The sequence below is a fragment of the Shewanella sp. SM68 genome (genome assembly GCF_025653925.1).
GTDB lineage: Bacteria > Pseudomonadota > Gammaproteobacteria > Enterobacterales > Shewanellaceae > Shewanella > Shewanella oncorhynchi.
Map to the genome: position 1 here is coordinate 60,327 of NZ_JAKKRU010000013.1, position 24,265 is coordinate 84,591.

A 24,265-nucleotide genomic window follows, 5' to 3' on the forward strand; every position below is an offset into this window, starting at 1 on the left:
AGGCAAGGAGATGATTGAAATTACACGATGAAATGGTTACAAAGGACGCTACTTTTTAAGGGGATGTAAAGAATGAAAACAAAATTAGCCACCTTTAGTTTAATTATTTCGGGCCTACTTTTTATGTCACATAACACCTTTGCCAATGATAAACCGTTCGCCATTGCGATCCATGGCGGCGCGGGGACGATTTCTAAAGCTAATCTCACCCCTGAACAACGCCAAGCCTACAAAGATAAGTTAAAGGAAGCGGTCGATAAAGGCTCAAAAGTCTTAGAGGAGGGCGGTGACAGCTTAGTGGCAGTACAAACCGCAATTAATATCCTTGAAAATAGTGCTCTGTTTAATGCTGGTATAGGTGCGGTTTATACCTATGACGGCGGACATGAATTAGATGCCTCTATTATGGATGGCAAAACCATGAATGCCGGCGCTGTCGCTGGAGTGCGTCATATTGCCAATCCAATTGACTTAGCCTTGGCCGTGATGAATAAATCTGAGCACGTGATGCTCTCGGGCGCAGGAGCGGAAGAATTTGCCCTGACTCAAGGCTTTACTTTAGTGCCAAACCGTCATTTTGATACTGACGAGCGTTATCAGCAATTACTCGATGCACGGCAAAAACTGCAAGTTGCGGCTAAATCTGAACAAGTTGCTAATGTTGAGATGAAGGACCTCGATTACAAATTTGGTACCGTTGGTGCTGTCGCCTTAGATAAAAAGGGTAACTTAGCTGCAGGTACATCGACCGGTGGTATGACGGCAAAACGCTTTGGTCGTATCGGTGACTCTCCTGTCATCGGTGCTGGCACTTATGCTGAAAACGGTGTTTGTGCCGTATCGGCAACGGGTCATGGTGAATTCTTTATCCGTTACCTCGTCGCGGGGGATATTTGTGCCAAGGTGAAATATCAGCAAAAATCCATCATTCAGGCTGCAGATGAAGTTATTAATCAACGTCTTATCACTGCTGGCGGTTCAGGTGGTGTGATTGCAGTCGATCAGCGTGGCAATATTGCTACGCCATTTAATACCGAAGGTATGTACCGCGCCACCCGTAGTAATGGTGAGCCAGCCCAAGTGCTGATTTGGCATGATCAATAATGTCATTTGTAGAAGTATCTAGGTTTATAACTGACATGACTTAGAAACGTTAAAACTTCGAAACCTTAAAAAGCGAGTGCCGCAAAAGTGGACTCGCTTTTATTTTTATATCTTAATGGTACTAATGTATTGAAAAATAACCAGATAAATATCATTAAACAGTATGGCTTATGATGTTTATCTGAGTGGTTCGGTTTGAGTTGGCCTAATAATTAGCGCTGTTTTACCCTTTGAAATTCAAATCTAGCAGTATAGAAGCCTAGATGTCTATATATCCAAATGATCTATTATTACCATTTAATATATCAAATAGTTATTAATTCATTATCCATCGACCCATAAAGGCATAGAATTCGGCTCAGACAATGCATTAAATGGGAGTCATTGATGGAACAATTACCGATATTGAATTTAAGTGATTGGCATGCCGGTGGACAACGTCGTAACGCTTTTATTACTAAGCTTGCCGATGCAGCCAGAAGAATAGGGTTTTTCTATCTCACCGGCCACGGCATTGAGCTTGCTAGACAGCAGCACGTACTTAAGTTAGCGGCAGATTTCTTTGCGCTGCCCGTCGTAGATAAACTTGCGGTGAAAATGGCTAATACACCGCATTTTCGCGGTTATACCCGTTTGCAAGGTGAATTGACCTTAGGGAAACCGGACTTGCGGGAACAGTTTGATATCATGCAAGAAGAAGTGGCTAACCCTCAGCAGTCTGATGTGCCTATATGGTGGCAGCTACAGGGGCCTAATCAATGGCCGTCACAATTACCACAGATGAAATCGACTTTATTGGCATGGCAACAGGATTTAGCCGATACCAGTGTCACACTATTGAGGGCTTTAGCTGTTGCGCTAGAGCAGCCAGAAAGCGCCTTTGATGCCACGATCGAAGCGGGTCCTTATCAGCATATGAAGCTTATTCGCTATCCCAGCGCGGATGGACAGACTTCAGGCCAAGGTGTAGGGGCACACAAAGATCCTGGCTATTTGACCTTAGTGCTGCAAGATAAGCAATCCGGTTTAGAGGTTCAGACTGACAACGGTTGGTTAAGCATACCGCCATTAGAAGACGCCTTTGTGGTGAATATAGGTGAATTACTTGAGTTGGCTTCTAATGGGTATTTAAAGGCAACCAACCATAGGGTGACTAGCCCGCCTGCTGGGGTCGAGCGCTACTCATGCGCCTTTTTTATGGCAGCGCAGTTGAATGCGATAGTCCCTTTGTTACCTTTGCCAAAGCATTTGGCGAACCAAGCTCAAGGACCGGCAAGCGATCCATTAAATCCACTTTTCCACCAAGTGGGCCAGAACGTATTAAAAGGGCGTTTACGCTCTCATCCCGACGTTGCTCAAGCACATTACGCCTCATTCGCTCATGCCATTTAATGGTTATTAGGATCTATTATGCAATTTAAAACTAAATTACTTCACACCCATTATGCCGCTGATAACTCGACGGGCGCTCTTACAACTCCTATCTATCAAAGTAGCACCTTCGCCTACGGTAGTGCCGAGGATGGTCGAGCCCGTTTTGCAGGTGAGCAACCGGGCTTTATCTACAGTCGCATGGCGAATCCGACAGTGCAGGCGCTTGAATATCAATTAGCACAACTGGAAGGGGCTGATGAATCACTCGTTGTTGCGAGTGGGATGGCGGCAATCAGCAGTATTTTCTATGCCTTAGCGAGTCAAGGTGATGAAATCGCATTTATCGACCCCGTATACGGTGGCACTGCGGCATTTTTAATCCAAACGTTAACCCGCGCGGGTATTACTGTGCGCCGTTATCAAGATGATGATCATTTATTGGCAGAGATTACCGCCGAAACAAAAATTATTTTATTTGAGCCCATCACCAATCCGACCTTAAAAGTCAGTGACTACCGTAAGGTTAAGCTTGCCGCCGAAAAAGTGGGCGCTATAACCATTTGTGATAATACGTTTTTAACCCCGTATTTATTCAAACCGCTGGAACATGGCATTGATATCGTGATGCACAGTGCCACTAAGTATTTAAGTGGCCATGGCGATTTAATCGCAGGTGTTGTCGCTGGACCTAAGGCATTAATGCAACCTATTCGCACTATAGCGCTTAAACATATCGGCGCCGCGATTGGGCCACAGGAAGCCTATTTATTACAGCGAGGCTTACGTACCTTAGCACTTCGAATGGATGCTCATCTTGCGGGCGCGGCTAAGGTCGCCGCTTTTCTTGCAACCCATCCGAGCGTTGCAAAAGTTTATTACCCAGGGCTAGCAGAGGATCAAGGTCATCAAGTTCTGAGTGAAACCATCAACGCCTTTGGCGGTATGGTGAGTATTGAGCTCGAAGGGGGCTTTAATCGAGCGGCGCAGTTTTTAGATCATTTGAACTTGTTTACTCAAGCGGTCAGTTTAGGCGACTTAGAGAGCCTTGCCTGCCACCCCGCTAGCACTACCCATGCCGCTATGGATGCTGCGAGTCGGCTAGCTTCAGGGGTGAATGACAACCTGATTAGATTGAGCATTGGCGTCGAAGATCCTCAAGATTTGATTGCCGATCTTGAGCAAGCCTTAGCCATTTAAGCATATTGATACTAGCCATCCCCAGTTAAATTGATTGGGGATTTCAAAAGTATAATGTTATTAATTTCGTCTATATAAAGTTAATTCCCGTAATTTTTTACGTTTTTTTTACGCGTCAGAATTGTTTTCGTCTGTTAAAGTGAAAATCTGTATGACATAACGACTTACATTTTGATGGACAAACTAAGTGTTTTTAAACTCTCTGTTAGGTTGAGCTTTATTTCTGAGTGCTTACTCGCTATTTGCTTGTATTTACCCTCTTGGAGGGTGTCATCTAAAGCATTATTATTGTACTCCAACTCGTTGTCGTTATGATTACACTTCAATGTTGTTTTCAATATGCGTATATGGCTGCATTTTTTGAAGCTATTCGTGTTCATTTTTTATTTAACGCTCCTTATTATTCCCTCCCAATGATAGATGTGGCTGTTTTTATCAATCTAATCGCTTTTATTGTCATAACCATTGTCGCGACGATAAGTCAACTTGCAATCCACCTTAGACGACAACAAAGAGTATTAGGGGAAGATCTATTTCCTAACCTAACTCTGTTATCGATTGCATATGATTTTAGAACAGGACGTGAGCGCTTGTATTTTATGATGCCTAATAAATTATTCATTAAGTCTTTCACGATAAATATCTAAAGGTGAGTTGGAATGATTGCAGTCAGTGGAATACAGAAATTTAGCTCTCGATTTCATACCATAATTCATCTATGTAGCTTTTTGATTGTCATATATAGCTTCACCATGTTGATGCCTATCGCTGTTGCATTATTTTATAAAGATGGATATATCACTCCATTTTTAATCACATTCCTCCTTTCCCTTTTTATTGGTGTGGTCGGTTGGAAGATTACAAGTGAGGAAAATAAAAATCTGCAAAAACGTGATGGCTTCATGGTCGCTTGTTTATTTTGGCTGATATTTTCCTTAATGAGTGCATTACCTTTTCTTCTTGATAGACGATTGGACTTGAGTTTAACCGATGCCATGTTTGAAGGTGTGTCTGGCATTACGACGACTGGAGCCTCGATTTTTTCAGATATTGATGAACTACCCAAATCGATTTTATTTTATCGAGCACAGCTTAATTTCCTCGGTGGGTTAGGGATAATTGTTTTGGCCGTTGCAATTATGCCATTTCTTGGTATTGGTGGCGCAAAATTATATCAGTCTGAGATGCCAGGTCCCATGAAAGAGGAAAAGATGACGCCCCGCCTTGCGGATACGGCTCGAAATTTATGGGGGCTTTATAGCGTACTTGCCTTAGGTTGTGCAGTTGCTTATAAACTTGCAGGAATGAATTGGTTTAATGCCATATGTCATAGTCTATCTACCGTTTCATTGGGTGGATTTTCCACACATAGTGACAGCTTAGGATATTATAACAGTGCTGCAATTGAGCTTGTGGGTGGTGTGTTTTCAATACTTGCAGCAATCAATTTCGCCTTATACTACATAGTGTTAGTTCGGCGAAGCTTCAAGCCTATTTGGTATAATGCGGAGGTTCGATTTTTTATTCTCATATTATCTATCGTTGTTGGGATCGCTTGTTTAGAGCTGAATCGTACTCAAACTTTTGATATTAAAGATTCATTGGTACATGGATTTTTTCAAACAGTTTCAGTTATGACGGACAATGGATTAGGCTCTGCAGGTTATCCTAATTGGCCCAGTCATATTGTGCTTTTATTATTAGGCGCGAGCTTTTTTGGTGGATGCTTTGGTTCTACTTGTGGCGGTATTAAAGCTGTCAGATTTTTACTTTTGTACCGTCAAGGGATCCGAGAAATTCATCAATTGGTTCATCCTAATGCCATTTTAACAACAAAGATCAGTGGTCAAGTCGTTTCAGACAGAGTCATTCGTTCAGTATGGGGATTATTTTTCCTGTACATATTTTTTACTTGCGTTTTTGTATGGGGATTGGTCGCCATTGGACATGATTTTGCCACCGCCTTTGGAACCGTCGCCGCGTGCATTAATAATATGGGGATTGGTTATGGTGACACTGCATCTGGATTTGGCACGTTAAAAGATGCGGCTAAATGGCTGATGTGTGTCGCTATGCTTTTTGGGCGATTAGAAATATTTCCTGTACTCATCATTTTCTCACGGGCATTCTGGCGATTTTAATTTTAAGTGTATTTTATGGTTAATTTGTCGAATTGACTGGGAGGGTCATTAAATGAAATGGTTATTGAGATGTATATTACTCATTATGCTAGTAGGGTGTCAGAAATCGCCAGTTTATACCAAGTTAGAAGGCCTTGCGCAGGGGACGAGTTGGCATGTGACATTTTGGAGTAAAGACAAGTTAAATAGTACAGAGATAAATCGCGAGATTGAGCGGCAATTGGCAGAAATAGATCTTTATATGTCTACTTATCGTTCAGATTCAGTGATTTCTCGTTTTAACAGTATGCACTCCGCTATGGCGGTCGGGGATGATATTTTAGGGCTCATAGGGATAGCCAAGGAGGTCACTTCAAAAACGGAGGGTTGTTATGATTTGACCATTAAACCATTATTCGATTTGTGGGGATTTACCCATAACCAATTAACCATTCCTACAGAAAGTGCACTTCAACAGACATTAACCTATGTAGGCTTACATCATTTAAGTATTGATAATCAAATGTTAACTAAAGATTTGCCAGAGGTACATCTTGATTTATCTTCGATTGGACAGGGATATAGCGTAGGCAAAGTTGCAGATGTGCTAAAGCGATACAATATCGATAATTATTTGGTAGAGATTGGCGGCGAAATGGTCGTACACGGCAGTAAGCTCGATGGTTCTGCTTGGAAAATCGCGATTGAAAAACCGCTGCCCGAACAGCGAACAATGCAAAAGGTTCTGCTTATTGATTTCCCTCAAGCGATCATGACATCGGGTACATATCGTCATTATTTTGATCATTTAGGGCAGCGTTATTCACATATTCTTGATGCGCGAACCGGTAAACCCGTAACCCATAACACAGTATCTGTAACTGTATTGGCAACGGATCCGGCTAGAGCAGATGCTTGGTCTACAGCGCTATTATGTTTAGGAAGTCAAGAAGGATTCGTCGTCGCTAATCAGAATGATATAAAAGCATTATTTATTGATGACAATAAAGGTGTACTTAAAGAGATTAAGACTGATAGCTATAATAAAATGAAAAATATAGAGCTTAATTAATCTACAATATCATCGCTTGGTCATGTGTTAATGCCAGTTAGTATTTCTAGCTGGCATTTTTATTTTACTTTTATAGCTAATGCCATGGTTTATTGTGGCCTTATTTACCACTGATTATGATGACTTTTACGTATTCTTTACGGGATTAGTCATTTGAACTCTAGAGACTTTACGCGGTTAATTCATATATTTGTCCTGTTACTCACTTTCTTAAGGACAAATTATATGGACTGGATATTTCTAATACTTTCCATAGCACTTTTCATCTACTTAGCAGTGGCAATGTTTGCCCCTAATAAGTTTTAGGAGTCGTTATGTTTGAAATTACCCTTATTTTTACTACTGCGCTTGGGCTCGCATGGCTGTTGGGATCCTATATGACAGGAGTTTTCTCTGGTCAGTCCCATTTTTCAGATCGTTTATTTAATCCCATTGAAAAGTGGATTTATCGGGCTATAGGCGTAAATGCCCATTCGGGGATGACATGGAAATCTTATGGTGCGGCGTTTCTTATCAGCAACTTGGTACTTGGCATTTTGGCGTTTCTTATCCTTAAATTCCAACATGTGTTACCACTTAACCCCGATGGTATAGGACCATTATCTTGGGATCTGGCGTTGCACACTGCGGTGTCATTCCTCACCAATACCAATCAACAGCACTATTCCGGGCAGGCTCAGCTCAGTTATCTATCCCAAGGATTTGTCATTGTCACGCTGCAATTTGTCACTCCAGCCATGGCGCTGGCTGTTTGTGTGGCGATTTTGCGGGGAATGTTAGGCGGGTTGAATAATGACAGCGCCAAAGAGGGCGAGGCTCGAAATCTGGGTAACTATTATGTTGACCTAGTGCGCGGTGTACTCAGACTTATGCTGCCATTAGCGGCTATTGTGGCGCTGTTACTGACTTGGCAAGGCGTACCGAGTAGTTTTGACGGTGCGCAAAAAGTGAACACCTTAGATTCTGCATCACCTATTACTGAGCAGGTCGTTCCGATTGGCCCCGTTGCATCTATGGTGGCCATTAAGCAGTTAGGTACTAATGGCGGGGGCTGGTATGGCCCCAACAGTAGTAACCCGCTAGAAAACCCAACGCCAGTCAGTAATGCAATCGAGACCATTGCCTTAGTGCTGATCCCTATGGCCGTCGTCTTTATGGCTGGTGGAATGCTAAGACGCAAAAAATTTACCTTGATGGCTCTGGTGGCTATGGGTTTATTAAGCGTCAGTTTTCTTGGGGCAACTGTGTACAGCGAGTTGCAACCCAACGCTGCCTTTGTGGGATTAAGCGCCCAAGGGCCTAATATGGAGGGTAAAGAAGTTCGCTTTGGACCTGAGCTATCGGCGCTATGGGCTTCTTTTACCACACAAACCTCTAACGGTTCGGTCAATGCCATGCACGATTCCTTCAATCCAATAGGGGGATTGATGACGCGATCAGGCATGTTACTCAATGCGATATGGGGCGGTATTGGCTGCGGTTTTGTTAACTTTATCGTTTATGTGTGGATTGCTGTTTTTTTATCGGGATTGATGATTGGCCGTACGCCAGAGATATTTGGTCGTAAGCTCGAAACCCGTGAAATCACCCTTTTGGGAAGTCTATTAGTTTTACCTACCTTGTGTGTCTTAGGTTTGACGGCGATCACTGTGGCTATCCCGAGTATTACGGGCAACAGCAACCCCGGCTTTCATGGAATTTCGCAAGTCTTTTACGAATATACCTCCGCTTTTGCTAATAACGGTTCGGGTTTTGAAGGTTTAGGTGATAACACGCCTTGGTGGAATATCAGTTGCGTTATCGCCTTACTGCTCGGTCGATACCTGCCGCTGTTTTTACCGCTGGCAATTGCGGGGATGATGTCGAGTAAAAGAGTGAGCCCCGATAGTAACGCGAGCTTGAAGCTCGAGAGTCCCACCTTTTGTTTCACCCTTATTGCCGTGATTTTAATCATTAACTTCCTGTCTTTCTTACCTGCAGCTGTATTAGGGCCTATTGGCGAAGCTTTAGAACTTGCCACTATGAGTCTGGAGAAATAGTCATGCATAAACCTGCTCAAATATTAGATAGCGCCGGCGTGAAGCAAGCTGCCTTTGGTGCTGTAAAGAAAATGTCCTTAGTGAGTATGGCTGGTAACCCTGTGATGTTCGTAGTGATGGTCGGCGCTTTACTTGCCGCTTTGATCACAGGACAAAAGTTCTTCAATGGCGAGACTGTTGGTTTTGAGCTAGCCACGACCCTTATTCTTTTGCTTACCGTGTGGTTTTCTAACTTTGCGGAATCCGTGGCAGAGGCAAGGGGGCGCGGACAAGCTGCTAGCTTAAAGTCGGCGAAAGAGGCCTTGCAGGCTCGGCGCATACGCCACGGTGAGTTGGAATCAGTATCCGCAACTTTGCTTGTCAAAGGCGATAAGGTGAAGGTTTTACAGGGTGATTATATTCCTGCCGATGGTGAAATCATTGAAGGGATAGCCACTATCAACGAATCGGCGATTACCGGTGAATCTGCGGCTGTGCTGCGTGAAGCAGGCACAGATCATTCCGGTGTGATTGGCGGCACTAAGGTACTTACGGGTGAAATTACCGTGCTGGTTGCCAACGATCCTGGGAATAGCTTTTTAGATCGTATGATAGGGCTGGTCGAAGGGGCGAAGCGTCAGAAAACACCGAACGAAACGGCGTTGACTGTGCTACTTGCATCATTGACTGCGGTTTTCCTTATCGTGGTGGTGACTTTGCCACCCATGGCGGGTTTCGTCGGTGCAAGCCTTGATTACACTATGTTAATTGCGCTGTTAGTGTGTTTGATCCCAACGACGATTGGTGGCTTGTTACCCGCCATTGGTATTGCAGGCATGAACCGCGCCTTAGCCGCCAATGTGGTCGCTAAATCGGGTAAAGCCGTGGAAGTTGCGGGGGATATCGATACGTTACTGCTGGATAAAACTGGCACTATCACTTTCGGTGATCGTCAAGCGACCGCATTTTTACCCGTGAAAGGCATTGCAGCTGAGATGTTGCGTGATGCGGCGGTACTGTCTTCCCTCGATGACCCCACCCCTGAAGGGAAATCTGTACTCAAATTGGCCATAGATTTGGGCGCGGTATTGCCCGTCAAACCTACGGATGCAACTTTTATCCCATTTACGCCGGAGACTCGGGTTTCTGGGGTGATTTTAACCGATGGTATTCAAGGCATTAAAGGCGCTGGCGATGCGATGCAGTTTTGGGCGCAGCAGCATCAAATTCACTGGCCTGAATCAGTTAACGCGCTTATCCGCAAAGTGGCTTTGCAGGGGGGGACTCCCTTAGTCGTCGCCAGTGGCACGCACATTTTAGGGGTTATAGCCTTAAGTGACGTGATTAAGCCAGGCGTTGCGGAGCGGTTTGCCCGTTTAAGAGCGCTCGGTGTACGGACCATCATGGTGACAGGGGATAATCCGCTAACGGCTGGCGTGATTGCCGCCGAAGCTGGGGTTGATGATTTTGTCGCTGAAGCTAAACCTGAGGATAAACTTGCCCTTATTCGCGCAGAGCAGGCCAAAGGTCGATTAGTGGCTATGGTGGGGGATGGTACTAACGATGCGCCGGCATTAGCGCAGGCCGATGTAGGTCTTGCGATGAACTCAGGTACCCAAGCCGCTAAAGAAGCTGGCAATATGGTGGACTTGGATTCAGATCCCACTAAATTACTGGCTATCGTTGAAGTCGGAAAACAATTGCTGATCACCCGCGGCGCCTTGACTACATTTTCTCTCTCTAATGATGTGGCTAAGTATTTTGCCATTATTCCAGCGGTATTTGCGGGGGCTTTGCCTGCGATTGGTGCACTGGATCTGATGCAGCTTCACAGCCCAACCTCAGCCGTACTCGCAGCGCTCGTATTTAACGCTCTTATCATTCCCGCCTTAATTCCATTGGCATTAAAAGGCATCAAGCTCAGACCCATAAGTGCAGAAAAATTACTGCGAAATAACATGCTGATTTATGGCTTAGGTGGGGTGATTTTACCCTTTGTCGGCATTAAAGCACTCGACTCAATCATTGCACTTATGCTCTAGGAGACAGTAATGAATTCAATCGTATATACCACTAAAACCCAGCATGCCGTTATGGGATTGAGAGCCAGTCTCGCCCTGTTATTTGTGTGTGGTGTTGTCTATACCGGCACTGTGACTCAGCTCGGTGGCGCTTTATTTCCCGTACAAGCTAAGGGCAGTGTGATCCACAGGGATAATGTTGCTATGGGTTCTGAGTTCATCGCTCAGCCCTTTGTTAATCCGGCCTATTTTTTTAGTCGGCCGAGCGCTGTCGGTTACGATCCTATGGCGACAGGTGGTAGTAACCTTGCGCCGAGTAACCCGGCGTTACGTGAACGTGTGATGGCAACAAGCCAAGAAATCCAAGCCAGAGAATCCGTTCAGGCCGCTGATATCCCTGTGGATTTACTCGCCACATCGGGCGCGGGACTGGATCCCCATATTTCACCCGCAGCGGCCAAACTGCAAGTTGCGCGCGTGGCTCAGGCTCGACAGTTAGCCGAACCACAAGTGTTGACCTTAGTGGCGCAATTTATCGAACCACCGCAGTGGGGCATTTTTGGGCAAGCGCGCGTCAATGTGCTCAAGCTTAACCTCGCTCTCGACCAGATTGCTAAACACGCTCAATAAAACAATATTCTACTGAATTTAAGGATAAATTTTTATGTTACCGATTAAGTCAGCTCCTTGTTCGCGCCTCTGTGCGAGTGTGATCATGGCATTATCTTCACTCTCTATGGGCGCGCTTGCCAGCACTGAGACTCATGGGGGCAATGCCTCTTGGCAGAGTCAAGGGAGTGTGATGCTCATAAGTGATTATGCGTTTCGCGGTATTTCTCAAACTGATGAAGGACCTGCAGTTCAAGCAGGGTATACCCTAAGCCATGATTCTGGCTGGTATGGCTCGCTTTGGGGCAGTAACATCGAATTTGGGGATGGAAGTTTAGAACTCGACTTGTCCGCTGGCTGGGCTAAAGATTGGGATAATGGCTTAACAACGGACCTAGGCGTGATACGTTACCAATACTCTCAGGACGATACCGACCTGAGTTATAACGAAATTTATGCTGTGGTAAGCTACGCCGATGCTAAGTTAGGGCTGGTTTATTCTCCTGATTATTTTGGCGAGAATGTGGACGATTTTCAGTATGTTTACGCCAGTTATGAACCGCAGCTGTTCTCTAATGTAAGTCTAGTACTGCATCTTGGGAGCAATTTTTTTGCTTCTCAGCAAGATATGGCACTGTTTTTAGGTTCTATGGCCGCTAGCAATAGCCACTATTTAGATTGGCGAGTTGGGCTGAACCTCAATATGACTGAGCAGGATGTGTTGAGTGTCGGTTATGTCGATACGGATTTATCGCAGAGTCAGTGCCAGTCCCTGTGTGATGCGCGCTGGATAGTGAGTCTTTCAAGGAGTTTCTAATCGTGGTACCAATCAGTCAAACACAGCAAGCCAATGCGCTCTTAAGTCAGATACAGCAAAATGATAAAGGTAAACTGACGGTTTTTCTTGGGGCGGCACCTGGCGTGGGCAAGACCTATGCAATGCTCAGTGCGGCAAGGGAAATGGCCCAGCAAGGTGTCGATTTGCTGGTTGGACTGGTGGAAACCCATGGGCGTGCCGATACCGAGGCCATGGTAGCGGGTTTTGAGGTATTGGCACGTAAACCCATTGATTATCATCATAATCGTTTAACGGAATTCGATTTGGATGCAGCGCTGCTTCGTCGGCCTAAGCTTATCTTAGTCGATGAGTTGGCCCACACGAATGTCCCCGGTAGTCGCCATAAACGGCGCTATCAAGACGTCGCAGAATTATTAGCTGCGGGCATTGATGTCTATACCACAGTCAATATCCAACATTTGGTCAGTTTGAATGATCTGGTTTTGCAAATTACTCAAGTGCGGGTACGGGAAACCGTCCCCGATCGCTTCCTTGATGAAGCCCATGAAATTATATTTGTTGATTTACCGCCATCAACACTCATCGAACGCTTACAGCAAGGCAAAGTTTATCTGCCAGAGTATGCTCGCTCGGCTTTAGATGCTTTTTTTTCGGTCTCGAATTTGACTGCACTGCGCGAATTGGCAATGAAAAAAGTCATAGAGCGAGTCGATGCAAAACTGATTTGTGAACTCGATGCCAAAGCACAGGGAACGGATTTTGTTCTCAAAGACAGATTGCTGGTTTTAGTGAGTAACAGCAGTGATCATCAGTATTTGATCCGCATAGGTCGGCAGATTGCCGAGCGGCGGCAAATTCCTTGGTTAGTGCTTTGGGTCGATACTGGCAAAGCGCTGGGCCTTTATCAGCGGAAAAGGCTAAATGAGGCCTTTGCTTTAGCGAAGGAACTTGGCGCGCAGACTGAAGTATTACGCGACACGAGCAGTTATCAGGCCATTTTACCTTACATAGCCCTGCATCGAATTAACACAGTATTAGTCGGCGCGGGTGTGAAACGCACCTATCCTTGGTGGCGTAAAAGGCTGTATCAACGTTTGATTGAGTCTGGTTTACCTGTTGAGGTGAGTGTCTATCACGCACCCGAAAACCAAATGCAAGTACGAGATCCCATTACGCCTAAAGCCAGTTTTGGTGATCTTCGAGGCCATATTCTTGGGCTGATTGGCGTGGTGGTTATTTTTCCGCTGGTGGCATTTTTAGATACTTGGCTCAGTAATGGCAATCTGGTGTTGTTATATGTTTTCTTGATTGTCAGCATTGGTTTAACCTATGGCGCTAGGCCTGCCATGGCAACCGCGGTGTGGTCTTTTTTCAGCTTTAATTTCTTTCTTACTGATCCCAAATTTACTATGAATGTAAATAGTCAGGATGATATTGCCACTTTAATCTTTTTGATGTGTATAGGGCTTATCAGTGGACCGGCGGCATCTCGGATCCGAAATCAGTTTATTTTGCTGCGTGAGTCAAATCGTTATGCTGAAACCTTAAAAGATGTTGCCCAAGAATTATCGGTCGCCGATGATGAAAAAGCCCTTTGGCAAACGATAGGGCGCAAGATTGCTGGTTCAGTGAATGCCGATTGTTATATTGTTTTGCAGCGTAAAGACGGTCAGCGATCCTATTTACCGCTGCTGAATACGCCATTTAACGACCTTGATTTAGCCGCAATCGATTGGACCTTGCGCCATGGGCAAGCGGCGGGGCGTTTGAGCGATACCTTGAGCGCATCGGGTGTGAGTGTGTTCCCCATTGAACTAGAAGGTACGACGATTGGCGCGGCGATTTTAGATTGGCAACCTACGGTCAACGAACTCAGTCCGTTTGATAGAGAGCTTATTCTGGCCATGTTACAGCAAGGCGCTAATACATGGCGGCGTATTCAGTTAGTGTCAGATCTTGAATCAGCACGGGTGAAAACAGAAATTGAGCAGTTACGTTCCGCATTATTATCGTCAGTGTCTCACGATCTAAAATCACCACTCTCAGCCATGATGGGGGCGGCGGAGAGCTTAAAACTATTGAATAAACAATTGCTAGAGGCTGACCGCAACGAGCTACTTGATACTATTTTGCAAGAAAGCCGTCGCTTGGACAGCTATATCCAAAATCTACTCGATATGACACGCCTGGGTCATGGCACTTTGAGCATAGAGCGTGATTGGGTTTCGGCAGATGACATTATTGGCAGCGTACTTGGCAGGCTTAAACGTTATTTCCCTAACGCAATCGTTGAATATCACAGAGAAAAAGAGCCCCCACTCCTATTTGTGCATGCGGCGCTGATTGAACAAGGATTATTTAACATTCTAGAGAATGCCGTTCGATTTTCACCACCAGAAGAGCCTATTTGTATTGAATTGACCATTTCTAATCACCGTTGCTGTATTGCCATTGAAGACAGAGGGCCGGGGATTCCCGCCAGTCATAGGGATCAAATTTTCGATATGTTTTATGTGGTTGCCGATGGCGATAAGAAAAAACAGAATACAGGTATGGGGCTGGCTATTTGTAAAGGCATGATAGCTGCACACGGCGGTAGTGTTCGCGTTACCGATTGCCTACAGGGGCAAGGCACTCGTTTTGAAGTTGAATTGCCGTTAGACTATCCCGTTCCTGGCTAATCATTTTTAGCCAAAATATTCTTAATAAACCACAGAATGGACTAGAGACGTGGCAATAAAAATCGTGGTTATCGATGATGAGACCCAAATACGCCGCATGCTGCGGATTGCACTCACCAGTGAGGGCTATGACGTTACCGAAGCTGAAAATGGTCAGCAAGGACTCGCGGCTGTCGCACGCCAGCAACCTGAATTAGTTATTTTGGATTTAGGCTTGCCGGATATGGAAGGCCATCAAGTGCTACAGGAGTTACGGGGATGGTCCGATGTTGCTGTGATTGTATTGTCGGTTCGCAATCAAGATAAAGAAAAAGTCGCAGCATTAGATGCAGGCGCGCAGGATTATGTGACCAAACCCTTTAGTGTGGAAGAGTTACTGGCAAGGGTGCGAGCGATTTTAAGGGACCATATCAAACCTGAAAAATTACCCATATTAGATGACGGCAAGTTGCAGATTGATTTAAGTCGCAGGCTGGTTAAAGTTGATCATCAAATTGTCGAACTCACACCCAAGGAATACGCAGTATTGTCTAAATTGGCGTCGTCACCTAACTGCGTTGTCACTCAGACTCAGTTGCTCAAAGAGATTTGGGGGCCCGCTCATACAGAAGACACACATTATCTACGAATTGTGGTCAGTCACTTAAGGCAAAAATTAGGCGATTCCCCGAGTGAACCTCAGTATGTGCGGACTGAGCCCGGTGTAGGCTATCGCTTTTATATCGACTTATAGCTTGTATCAATAGCGAATTAAAACGCGTTGGAATGACAAGTAAAATGATCACCGAAGACGGATGGCATTACCTGCCATCATTGAAGCTCAATCGGATACTTGCCTGATTTCAGTTTCTAGCATTCGCTTCAGTTAACTCTAAGTCGCTATTTCTGGCTGCCTTTGTTGACGCTATTTTTGTCCTGTTAGCTCTTGTTGACATAGGATTATACCAATCGTATTAAATATCTGTTCATTCAGCGGGAGTTCAACGCGCTTTAGACAAGGCGAAGGCTTGAAGGCATAGTGGTGCTCTGTCGAAAGCCTTAAACGCAGTATAAAGCGCGTTGAAACCCGCCCTTCGGGAGTCACACAGGCATCCCACTCCGGTGTTGCATTGACTTAAAAGGGAATAACCATTTCTGCGTCAATGCACCTTGGATTGAAATACCTGTGAGGCTCTGAACTGATTAGATATTTAATTTGATTGGTATTATGCACTAGATAAGCCCAATCGATATAAATCGCACATTCTTGCCGATATTTTGACTAGACTACAAACGTAGGGTTAATTCGAGGGAAAGACTATGGACTTAATTAAAATCCGCGACCATATGGATCGTCAGCCCGTGTTGCTGCGCGCTAATATGTCGCTCGCGACTGCGGTCGAAAAGCTGTTAGATAATAATAAAATGGGCGCAGCAGTGGTTGATGATACGGGCGATTTGGTGGGCTTTTTATCCCAGCAGGATTGTTTGGCTGTGATGATTAAAAGTAGCTATCACTGTGATATGACCTCAGTGGTGAAGGATTGCATGCGCACTGAAGTGCTGTTCGTTGGGCCAGATGACAGTATTTTGCAGCTCGCCGAACAAATGCTAGGGCCTAAACCTAAAGTGTATCCAGTGGTTGAACATGGCAAAGTAATTGGCACGATTAATCGCACCAATGTGCTCAAAGCCATGAATATCTATATGCAACAATGTTATCTGTCACCGGTTTAATCTAAGTCGAGCCAGTGCGAAACTGACACGCCATATACTGAGTGCAGAGTAAATTAGCAATACCATTACGCCACTTTCCTTGCTAGGATCGCCGTTTTTGATGCTAGCAATGGAATTTGGATTTGAACTCAGACAAACATCCGCTATCGAACGCCTTTCTTAATCTTTGTTATCAGAGCGACGCGTCGCGGATCCGTCGTCGTTTATTTAAGCTCAATAAAGAAGCCGACTCAGATAAAAAGACCCAAGTCTTAGCTCAGCTGAGCGAGCAAGCGCAGGCGGCGTTTGAGAAGGTTGAGCAGCGTCGTAACGCTCGGCCTAAAATCCACTATCCTGAAAACCTGCCCGTTTCCTTGATGCGCGATGATATTGCACGCGCGATTGCGGGCAATCAAGTGGTGATCATCGCCGGTGAAACGGGTTCGGGTAAAACGACCCAGTTACCTAAAATCTGTTTGGAATTAGGCCTAGGTTGCCGTGGCATGATAGGCCACACCCAGCCACGACGTTTAGCAGCCCGCAGTGTGGCGAGCCGAGTCGCCGAAGAATTACAAAGTCCGCTCGGTGAAGTGGTTGGCTTTAAAGTGCGTTTTGCCGATGCGCTTAAGAGTGACTCTTATATCAAGTTGATGACCGACGGTATTTTACTGGCGGAATTAACCTCCGATCGTAATCTTGATCAATACGATACCATCATCATAGATGAGGCCCACGAGCGCAGCCTCAACATCGATTTTATTCTGGGCTACCTCAAACAAATTCTCAAAAGACGCCCCGATCTCAAAGTTATTATCACGTCGGCGACCATAGACGTTGAGCGTTTTTCTAAGCATTTCAACAATGCACCTATTATCGAAGTGTCGGGCCGTACCTTTCCGGTCGAAACCCGTTACCGACCTTTAGTGCAAGATAGCGATGCCGATTTAGATCAAATCGAAGGCATTTTTGCCGCCGTCGATGAACTGGTGGCCGAAGGGCTGGGCGATATTCTGATCTTTATGAACGGTGAACGGGAAATTCGCGATACGGCCGAGCAATTGAGTCGGCGTAATTACCGCGATACCGAAATTTTGCCGCTGTACGCGCGTTTATCCTATGGCGAGCAGTCCAAAGTTTTCAGTAGTCACAGAGGTCGGCGGATTGTATTAGCGACGAACGTGGCGGAAACTTCGTTGACTGTGCCGGGCATTCGTTACGTTATTGACCCTGGTACGGCGCGTATCAGCCGTTATAGCTATCGCACTAAGGTGCAACGTTTACCGATTGAACCTATCTCGCAGGCGAGTGCCAATCAGCGCCAAGGCCGTTGTGGCCGTGTAGGGCCGGGTATTTGTATCCGTTTGTACGATGAGGCGGATTTTAATAATCGTCCGGCGTTTACCGATCCTGAAATCTTGCGCACTAACTTGGCTTCGGTCATTTTGCAGATGCTGGCCATCGGTTTGGGTGATATCGCCGGTTTCCCCTTTATCGAGCCACCCGATCCACGCCATATCCGCGATGGTTTCCTGTTGCTCGAAGAATTACAAGCGGTTGAGAGCAAACACGGCAAGCTAGTGCTGACACCACTTGGGCGCAACTTGGCGCAAATTCCTGTGGATCCGCGTTTGGCGCGTATGGTGGTCGAGAGTCAGCAGTTAGGTTGTTTGAACGAAGTGTTAGTGATTGCCGCGGGCTTATCGATTCAAGATCCCCGCGAACGTCCGATGGAGAAGAAGCAAGCCAGTGATGAAGCCCATCGCCGTTTTGCCGATCCCAGTTCCGATTTCGTCAGTTGGATAAACCTGTGGCAGCACTTAAAAGATCAACAAAAAGAGTTATCTGCTAGTCAGTTCCGTAAAAAGTGCCGCGATGAATATTTGGCCTATTTGCGCGTTCGCGAGTGGCAGGATTTATACGCCCAGCTTAAACAAGCCGTGCACGATTTAAAGTGGCGCTTAAACGATACGCCAGCTAATTATGACAGCTTGCACCGCGCGCTCTTATCGGGCTTATTGAGTCATGTTGGTTTTAAAGATAACAATAACGAGTACTTAGGTGCCCGTAATCGTAAATTCTTTGTGTTTCCCGGTTCGCCACTGGCCAAAAAAGGCCCTAAGTGGATCATGGCGGCTGAGCTTACCGAAACATCGCGCCTATTCGCTCGCTGCTGCGCCAAAATCGAACCCGAATGGCTAGAGCCCTTAGCGGCGCATTTGATCAAGAAAAGCTATGTGGAGCCCCATTTTGAGGCAAAACCTGGTAGCGTTATCGCCCTTGAAAACCAAGTGCTCTATGGCTTGACGGTGGTGCATCGCCGTAAAGTGCAATATGGCCCCATCGATCCCGTTGAAGCGCGGGAGATTTTTATCCGCAGTGCTTTGGCAGAAGGGCAGTTGCAAACTCAAGAAGCATTTTTTGTGGCTAACCAAAAGTTGCTTGAAGACATTGAGTCCCTTGAGCACAAATCCCGTCGCCGCGATATTTTGGTGGACGAGCAAGTGTTGGTGGACTTTTACGAGCCGCGGATCCCGGAAGGGATTTACAACGCCCAGCTGTTTTTTGGCTGGTGGAAGAAGGTAAAGCGCGAGCAACCGGATTTACTCGATTTCAGCAAAGCACTGTTAATGCAGCGCAATGCCGACCATATTTCGACCTTGGATTTCCCCGATACGTGGCACAAGGGCAATTTGCGCCTGCAGCTGAGTTATCATTTTGAGCCTGCCGCCAGTGATGACGGCGTGTCTGTACACATTCCGGTGGCGCTGCTTAATCAAATTGATGACAGTGATTTTGATTGGCTAGTGGCAGGGCTGCGGGAAGAAAAGTGCATCGCGCTGATCAAATCTTTGCCTAAAAGTTTACGACGTAACTTTGTGCCCGCGCCTGACTATGCCCGCGCTTGTGTGCAGGCCATGGTGCCTTTTAGTGCCAGTTTGCTTGAGGCTATGTGCAAGCAATTATTGCGCATGAGTGGCACGCGTATATCGCCGGAAGATTTTGATTTAACGCAACTGCCTGCGCATTTGCAGATGAACTTTAAAATCGAAGACGATAAAAACAACTTAGTGGCCGAAGGTCGGGTGCTCGATACCTTAAAAGCCGAGTTGCAGGGCGTGGTGGCGAAGGCCATTCGTCAGGTAGCGGATAAAGGTATAGAGCAAGAAGCGTTAACTGAGTGGTCCTTTGGCGATTTGCCGCAGCAGTATCAGCAGCAAAAAGGCAATTACCAAGTGCGGGCGTTTCCGGCGCTGATCGATAAAAAAGACAGTGTTGCGATCAAATTATTTGATGATGAATTTGAGGCCTTAGATACCCATCGCCAAGGTCTGCGACGGTTATTGCTGCTAAACATTCCATCACCGGTGAAACACTTACAGCAAGCTTTGCCGAATAAGGCGAAATTGGCGATGTATTTCAATCCCTTCGGTCAAGTGCAAATCTTGATTGATGACATTATTGCCGCCGCTGTGCAGCAATTGTTGGATGAAAAAGCCCTCGATGTGCGTAATCAAGCCCAATTTGAGCAGGCAAAGGATTGGGTTCGCCAAGAACTCAACCCGACCGCCGAGCAAATCGCCTTGAAGGTTGAGCAGATTTTGACCTTGTATCAGAGCATTAAAAAGCGTCTTAAGGGTAAAATTAGCTTAGATATTGCCTTTGCTATGAGTGATATTCAAAGCCAATTAGACAAGTTAGTGTTTAAAGGGTTTGTCGAATCCTGTGGTTGGAATCGTTTAGCTGATGTGGCACGTTACTTAAAAGCGATTGAAATCCGTGTTGAGAAGTTGCCCGTTGATCCGACCCGTGACCGTTTGCATATGCAGAGCATTAACAAGGTACAGGAAGCATTGAACGCACAACTGGCGAAAGTGCCACGTGCTATGCCGACACCACCTGCGTTAATCGAGGCGCGCTGGATGATTGAAGAGTACCGTGTCTCTTGTTTTGCACAGGTGTTAGGCACGGCATATCCGATATCTGAAAAGCGCATTTTGAATCATATTCAACAGGTTTAATAGACTGATTTAAAGGTCGAGCTGAGCGCCTTTGTCCGATTGATGTAACAATAACGCGATCAAGAAATGACTAAACAAACCGAGAAAACTAACCATTTTCTCGGTTTTTTATTTTCCCTATGCTTACGCTTCTCACGCGATATACCTCCAGTGGTGCGCCATAAAATGAGCGCTTTTTTGGGTGGCAGCGATGCTTTTATGCCGAATATCTTTCTTTTGGGATCAAGTCGTTATCTCGCATGTTTTTACACCTTTCTACTGCCTACTCCTTTATGAATACTCAGGTTTTTTTTGAGGGTTTTCTGTTGTTTTCTCGTAGTGATTTATCCATTTCAGTCGTTTGTTAATCATAAAATCAATTCAATAATCTGGCTTGTAATTGAAAAAAGCATTTAAAAACTGAGATCTGACGAATACTCACATCAAATTGATGATCTGGATCAAGCATCATCCGCTTTACCAATTTGGAGGTATACATTTTGTTAACAACTAAAAGGTATGATCGCTTCGTGATCCAAAGATGCAATAGATATACATAAAACCTGCCGCTGGCGATTTTTTGCAGCGCATTCAAAGTGGCAGGAACACACCTCTTGGAGGATGCATGAGTGCTAGCACCGCAGAAGAAAAATCCTTAGAACTGAAAATCTTTATCTTTTTAACCGTGTTTCTCGCACCGTTATTGTCCGTACTACTGGTCAGTGGTCTGGGCTTTGCTATTTGGTTCAGCCAAATTTTGACGGGTCCACCGGGCGCTGGTTAAACGTAACATCATCAAATAGTTAAAAATAAGAGTGGAATGTCGGATGAGCAAAGAACTCCATATCACCAGTTTAGTGGTGCAGGTCTTACCGCAGAAAATGGCAGATGTTAGACAACAGATAATGACCATTGAAAATGCCGAACTTTCCGTCAACAACGAAGTGAAATTGGTCGTCGTGATCGAAGGCGAGACGCAACGCGCCTTGATGGACAGTATCGAAGCGATCAATGCCATTCCGGGCGTGTTATCAGCCACTATGGTTTACCACCAGAGTGAAGTGCTCGAAGAGGGTGAAGAATGAATATGAACAGACGTGACTTTATCAAGGCCAATGCGGTGATTGCCGCTGCAGGCGCCGCAGGTTTAGCCTTGCCCGCAGGCGCAAGCAACTTAATTACCAGCTCAGAACAAACCAAATTAGAGTGGAATAAAGCCCCTTGCCGTTTTTGCGGCACGGGCTGCTCTGTGATTGTCGCAACTCGCGACGGCAAAGTGGTTGCCACCCATGGCGATGCCAACAGTGAAGTGAACCGTGGGCTCAACTGTATCAAGGGCTATTTCCTGTCGAAAATCATGTATGGCAGCGATCGCTTAACCACGCCTATGCTGCGGATGACAGATGGCAAATACGACAAGCACGGTGAGTTTTCGCCCATCAGTTGGGACAGTGCCTTCGACATCATGGCGCAAAAATGGAAAGAAACCATTAAAGCCAAAGGGCCAACTGCTGTGGGCATGTTTGGCTCGGGCCAATGGACTGTGTGGGAAGGTTATGCTGCCGTTAAGTTGATGAAAGCGGGTTTTGGATCGAATAATATCGATCCGAATGCGCGTCACTGCATGGCGTCAGCCGTGGTCGGGTTTATGCGCACCTTCGGTATCGACGAACCTATGGGTTGCTATGACGATATGGAAGCCGCCGATGCCTTTGTCCTTTGGGGCTCGAATATGGCGGAGATGCACCCGATCCTCTGGAGTCGAGTGACAGACAGACGTCTCAGTGCTAGCCATGTAAAAGTGGCCGTGTTGTCGACTTTTGAACACAGATCCTTCGATTTGGCCGACTTGCCGATCGTGTTCACCCCGCAAACCGATTTAGCCATTTTGAACTACATAGCTAACTACATCATTCAGAATGATAAAGTGAACTGGGACTTCGTGAAGAAACACGTTAACTTCCGTCAGGGCACAACAGATATTGGTTATGGTTTACGTCCGACACATCCCCTTGAGAAAAAAGCGAAAAATGTTAAAACGGCGGGGGATTCAACCCCAATTGATTTTGAGACATTTAAAGCCTTCGTGGCGGATTATAGCGTCGAAAAAGTCAGTAAGTTGTCGGGTGTACCTGAGGATAAACTGATTGCACTGGCCAAGCTGTATGCCGATCCCGACATCAAAGTGACCTCATTTTGGACCATGGGTTTTAACCAACATACCCGAGGTGTGTGGTGTAACAACCTGATTTATAACATTCATCTCTTGATGGGTAAAATTTCAACCCTAGGTAACAGTCCATTCTCTTTGACGGGTCAACCATCAGCCTGTGGCACGGCCCGTGAAGTGGGGACGTTTTCCCATCGTTTACCCGCCGATATGGTCGTGACCAATCCTGAGCACAGAAAGCATGCCGAAGACATTTGGAAGATCCCAAGCGGCATTATTCCACCTAAACCCGGTTATCACGCCGTCGAGCAAAACCGTCGTCTAAAAGATGGCGACTTAAATTGCTACTGGGTGCAAGTGAACAACAATATGCAGGCGGGCCCAAACATCAATGAAGAAGGTTTACCGGGTTACCGTAACCCTGCCAACTTTATCGTGGTGTCCGATGCCTATCCGACGGTGACGACTCAAGCTGCCGATTTGATTTTGCCCACCGCTATGTGGGTGGAAAAAGAGGGCGCCTACGGTAATGCCGAGCGCCGCACTCAGTTTTGGCATCAAATGGTGCAGGCACCGGGTGAGTCTCATTCGGATCTGTGGCAATTGATGGAGTTTGCGAAGCGTTTCACCACAGACGAAGTCTGGCCTAAGGATGTATTAGCGGCGAACCCTGAGTTCAAAGGGAAAACCCTATTCGAAGTCCTTTATCAGAACGGTAATGTTGATAAGTTCCCACTTGCGGATGCCGATCCTAAGTATTTGAACGATGAGGCTAAACACTTTGGCTTCTATGTCCAAAAAGGCTTATTCGAGGAATATGCGACCTTTGGCCGCGGCCATGGCCACGATCTCGCCCCATTTGATGTTTACCATGAGGCTCATGGTCTGCGTTGGCCTGTGGTCGATGGTAAAGAAACCAAGTGGCGCTTCCGTGAAGGCACAGATCCTTATGTTAAAGCAGGTAAGGGCTTTGAGTTCTACGGTCATCCCGATGGTCGTGCGGTGATTTTCGCGCTGCCCTATGAACCTGCCGCAGAAGCGCCCGATGAAGAATATGATATCTGGTTGTCGACGGGTCGAGTGTTGGAACACTGGCATTCGGGTTCTATGACCCAACGTGTGCCTGAGTTATATCGTGCTTTCCCCGATGCCGTATGTTTTATGCACCCCGAAGATGCGAAGAAACGCGGTTTGCGCCGTGGCGATGAAATTCGCGTGGTGTCCCGTCGCGGTGAAATTAAGACCCGAGTCGAAACCCGTGGCCGCAATAAACCGCCCGTGGGTTTAGTGTTCGTGCCTTGGTTTGATGCTAGCCAGCTCATTAATAAAGTCACTTTAGATGCGACAGATCCCTTGTCAAAACAAACTGACTTTAAAAAGTGTGCGGTGAAGATCGTCAAGGTTTAA

At 46.0% G+C, this 24,265-nt stretch carries 19 protein-coding genes; 18 read left to right on the forward strand and 1 reads right to left on the reverse strand.

What is annotated here, in order from left to right; genetic code table 11:
* Positions 1-72 precede the first annotated feature (72 nt).
* The 13 genes from L5M40_RS18625 to L5M40_RS18675 all read left to right on the forward strand — a co-directional run bounded on the left by L5M40_RS18625 (position 73) and on the right by L5M40_RS18675 (position 15,728).
* Positions 73-1,104 carry an isoaspartyl peptidase/L-asparaginase family protein gene (locus L5M40_RS18625; RefSeq protein WP_263178582.1) on the forward strand — a complete coding sequence of 344 codons (1,032 nt, stop codon included), beginning with the start codon at positions 73-75 and terminating at the stop codon, positions 1,102-1,104.
* 387 nt (positions 1,105-1,491) lie between these two features.
* On the forward strand, positions 1,492-2,496 hold the full coding sequence (locus L5M40_RS18630) for an isopenicillin N synthase family dioxygenase (protein WP_263257040.1): 1,005 nt from the start codon (positions 1,492-1,494) through the stop codon (positions 2,494-2,496).
* A gap of 18 nt (positions 2,497-2,514) precedes the next feature.
* Entirely contained in the window at positions 2,515-3,675 is a 1,161-nt protein-coding gene (locus tag L5M40_RS18635) for a trans-sulfuration enzyme family protein (RefSeq protein WP_173496602.1), read from the forward strand.
* A 287-nt stretch (positions 3,676-3,962) separates the two neighbouring features.
* Positions 3,963-4,322, forward strand: a complete 360-nt coding sequence (locus tag L5M40_RS22635; RefSeq protein ID WP_411569090.1) for a DUF4118 domain-containing protein — start codon at positions 3,963-3,965, stop codon at positions 4,320-4,322.
* Positions 4,323-4,334: 12 nt separating this feature from the next.
* Positions 4,335-5,816 carry a TrkH family potassium uptake protein gene (locus tag L5M40_RS18640; protein ID WP_263160957.1) on the forward strand — a complete coding sequence of 494 codons (1,482 nt, stop codon included), beginning with the start codon at positions 4,335-4,337 and terminating at the stop codon, positions 5,814-5,816.
* A 52-nt stretch (positions 5,817-5,868) separates the two neighbouring features.
* The gene (locus L5M40_RS18645; RefSeq protein WP_263160959.1) at positions 5,869-6,867 is read left to right on the forward strand and encodes an FAD:protein FMN transferase; all 999 of its coding nucleotides are present in this window, start codon (positions 5,869-5,871) and stop codon (positions 6,865-6,867) included.
* Positions 6,868-7,092: 225 nt separating this feature from the next.
* On the forward strand, positions 7,093-7,173 hold the full coding sequence (locus tag L5M40_RS22640; protein ID WP_105252297.1) for a potassium-transporting ATPase subunit F: 81 nt from the start codon (positions 7,093-7,095) through the stop codon (positions 7,171-7,173).
* Positions 7,174-7,181: 8 nt separating this feature from the next.
* Positions 7,182-8,906: a potassium-transporting ATPase subunit KdpA gene (kdpA, locus tag L5M40_RS18650; RefSeq protein ID WP_263160961.1), complete on the forward strand. Its 1,725-nt coding sequence runs from the start codon at positions 7,182-7,184 to the stop codon at positions 8,904-8,906.
* A 2-nt stretch (positions 8,907-8,908) separates the two neighbouring features.
* On the forward strand, positions 8,909-10,927 hold the full coding sequence (kdpB, locus tag L5M40_RS18655; protein ID WP_131525163.1) for a potassium-transporting ATPase subunit KdpB: 2,019 nt from the start codon (positions 8,909-8,911) through the stop codon (positions 10,925-10,927).
* A gap of 9 nt (positions 10,928-10,936) precedes the next feature.
* On the forward strand, positions 10,937-11,536 hold the full coding sequence (kdpC, locus tag L5M40_RS18660; protein WP_168824074.1) for a potassium-transporting ATPase subunit KdpC: 600 nt from the start codon (positions 10,937-10,939) through the stop codon (positions 11,534-11,536).
* 34 nt (positions 11,537-11,570) lie between these two features.
* A complete protein-coding gene (locus L5M40_RS18665) occupies positions 11,571-12,332 on the forward strand; it encodes a TorF family putative porin (RefSeq protein ID WP_168824076.1) in 762 nt (253 codons plus the stop codon).
* A 2-nt stretch (positions 12,333-12,334) separates the two neighbouring features.
* Complete coding sequence (locus L5M40_RS18670; protein WP_263171263.1) at positions 12,335-14,995, forward strand: sensor histidine kinase; 2,661 nt, start codon at positions 12,335-12,337, stop codon at positions 14,993-14,995.
* A gap of 49 nt (positions 14,996-15,044) precedes the next feature.
* Positions 15,045-15,728: a response regulator gene (locus tag L5M40_RS18675; RefSeq protein ID WP_028760150.1), complete on the forward strand. Its 684-nt coding sequence runs from the start codon at positions 15,045-15,047 to the stop codon at positions 15,726-15,728.
* 171 nt (positions 15,729-15,899) lie between these two features.
* Here the strand turns inward: L5M40_RS18675 and L5M40_RS18680 are convergent, their stop codons facing one another.
* Positions 15,900-16,079: a hypothetical protein gene (locus L5M40_RS18680; RefSeq protein ID WP_263185144.1), complete on the reverse strand. Its 180-nt coding sequence runs from the start codon at positions 16,077-16,079 to the stop codon at positions 15,900-15,902.
* 215 nt (positions 16,080-16,294) lie between these two features.
* On the opposite strand from L5M40_RS18680, the gene L5M40_RS18685 reads away from it, so the two are divergent.
* From L5M40_RS18685 to napA, 5 genes are all read left to right on the forward strand, one after another.
* Entirely contained in the window at positions 16,295-16,711 is a 417-nt protein-coding gene (locus L5M40_RS18685) for a CBS domain-containing protein (protein ID WP_028760149.1), read from the forward strand.
* Positions 16,712-16,833: 122 nt separating this feature from the next.
* Positions 16,834-20,709: an ATP-dependent RNA helicase HrpA gene (hrpA, locus tag L5M40_RS18690; protein ID WP_411569089.1), complete on the forward strand. Its 3,876-nt coding sequence runs from the start codon at positions 16,834-16,836 to the stop codon at positions 20,707-20,709.
* A gap of 604 nt (positions 20,710-21,313) precedes the next feature.
* On the forward strand, positions 21,314-21,472 hold the full coding sequence (locus L5M40_RS18695; protein ID WP_028760147.1) for a nitrate reductase: 159 nt from the start codon (positions 21,314-21,316) through the stop codon (positions 21,470-21,472).
* Positions 21,473-21,515: 43 nt separating this feature from the next.
* A complete protein-coding gene (locus tag L5M40_RS18700) occupies positions 21,516-21,773 on the forward strand; it encodes a chaperone NapD (RefSeq protein ID WP_028760146.1) in 258 nt (85 codons plus the stop codon).
* Between the two features lie 2 nt (positions 21,774-21,775).
* A complete protein-coding gene (gene napA, locus L5M40_RS18705; RefSeq protein WP_263257077.1) occupies positions 21,776-24,265 on the forward strand; it encodes a nitrate reductase catalytic subunit NapA in 2,490 nt (829 codons plus the stop codon).

What these genes read in the sequence shown, in the direction of transcription:
- L5M40_RS18700 (WP_028760146.1), top strand. Translation starts at nt 21,516, where the DNA reads ATGAGCAAAGAACTCCATATCACCAGTTTAGTGGTGCAGGTCTTACCG.
- L5M40_RS18640 (WP_263160957.1), top strand. Translation starts at nt 4,335, where the DNA reads ATGATTGCAGTCAGTGGAATACAGAAATTTAGCTCTCGATTTCATACC.
- L5M40_RS18635 (WP_173496602.1), top strand. Translation starts at nt 2,515, where the DNA reads ATGCAATTTAAAACTAAATTACTTCACACCCATTATGCCGCTGATAAC.
- kdpC (WP_168824074.1), top strand. Translation starts at nt 10,937, where the DNA reads ATGAATTCAATCGTATATACCACTAAAACCCAGCATGCCGTTATGGGA.
- napA (WP_263257077.1), top strand. Translation starts at nt 21,776, where the DNA reads ATGAACAGACGTGACTTTATCAAGGCCAATGCGGTGATTGCCGCTGCA.
- L5M40_RS18625 (WP_263178582.1), top strand. Translation starts at nt 73, where the DNA reads ATGAAAACAAAATTAGCCACCTTTAGTTTAATTATTTCGGGCCTACTT.
- L5M40_RS18665 (WP_168824076.1), top strand. Translation starts at nt 11,571, where the DNA reads ATGTTACCGATTAAGTCAGCTCCTTGTTCGCGCCTCTGTGCGAGTGTG.
- L5M40_RS18630 (WP_263257040.1), top strand. Translation starts at nt 1,492, where the DNA reads ATGGAACAATTACCGATATTGAATTTAAGTGATTGGCATGCCGGTGGA.
- kdpB (WP_131525163.1), top strand. Translation starts at nt 8,909, where the DNA reads ATGCATAAACCTGCTCAAATATTAGATAGCGCCGGCGTGAAGCAAGCT.
- L5M40_RS18685 (WP_028760149.1), top strand. Translation starts at nt 16,295, where the DNA reads ATGGACTTAATTAAAATCCGCGACCATATGGATCGTCAGCCCGTGTTG.
- L5M40_RS18695 (WP_028760147.1), top strand. Translation starts at nt 21,314, where the DNA reads ATGAGTGCTAGCACCGCAGAAGAAAAATCCTTAGAACTGAAAATCTTT.
- L5M40_RS18645 (WP_263160959.1), top strand. Translation starts at nt 5,869, where the DNA reads ATGAAATGGTTATTGAGATGTATATTACTCATTATGCTAGTAGGGTGT.
- L5M40_RS22640 (WP_105252297.1), top strand. Translation starts at nt 7,093, where the DNA reads ATGGACTGGATATTTCTAATACTTTCCATAGCACTTTTCATCTACTTA.
- kdpA (WP_263160961.1), top strand. Translation starts at nt 7,182, where the DNA reads ATGTTTGAAATTACCCTTATTTTTACTACTGCGCTTGGGCTCGCATGG.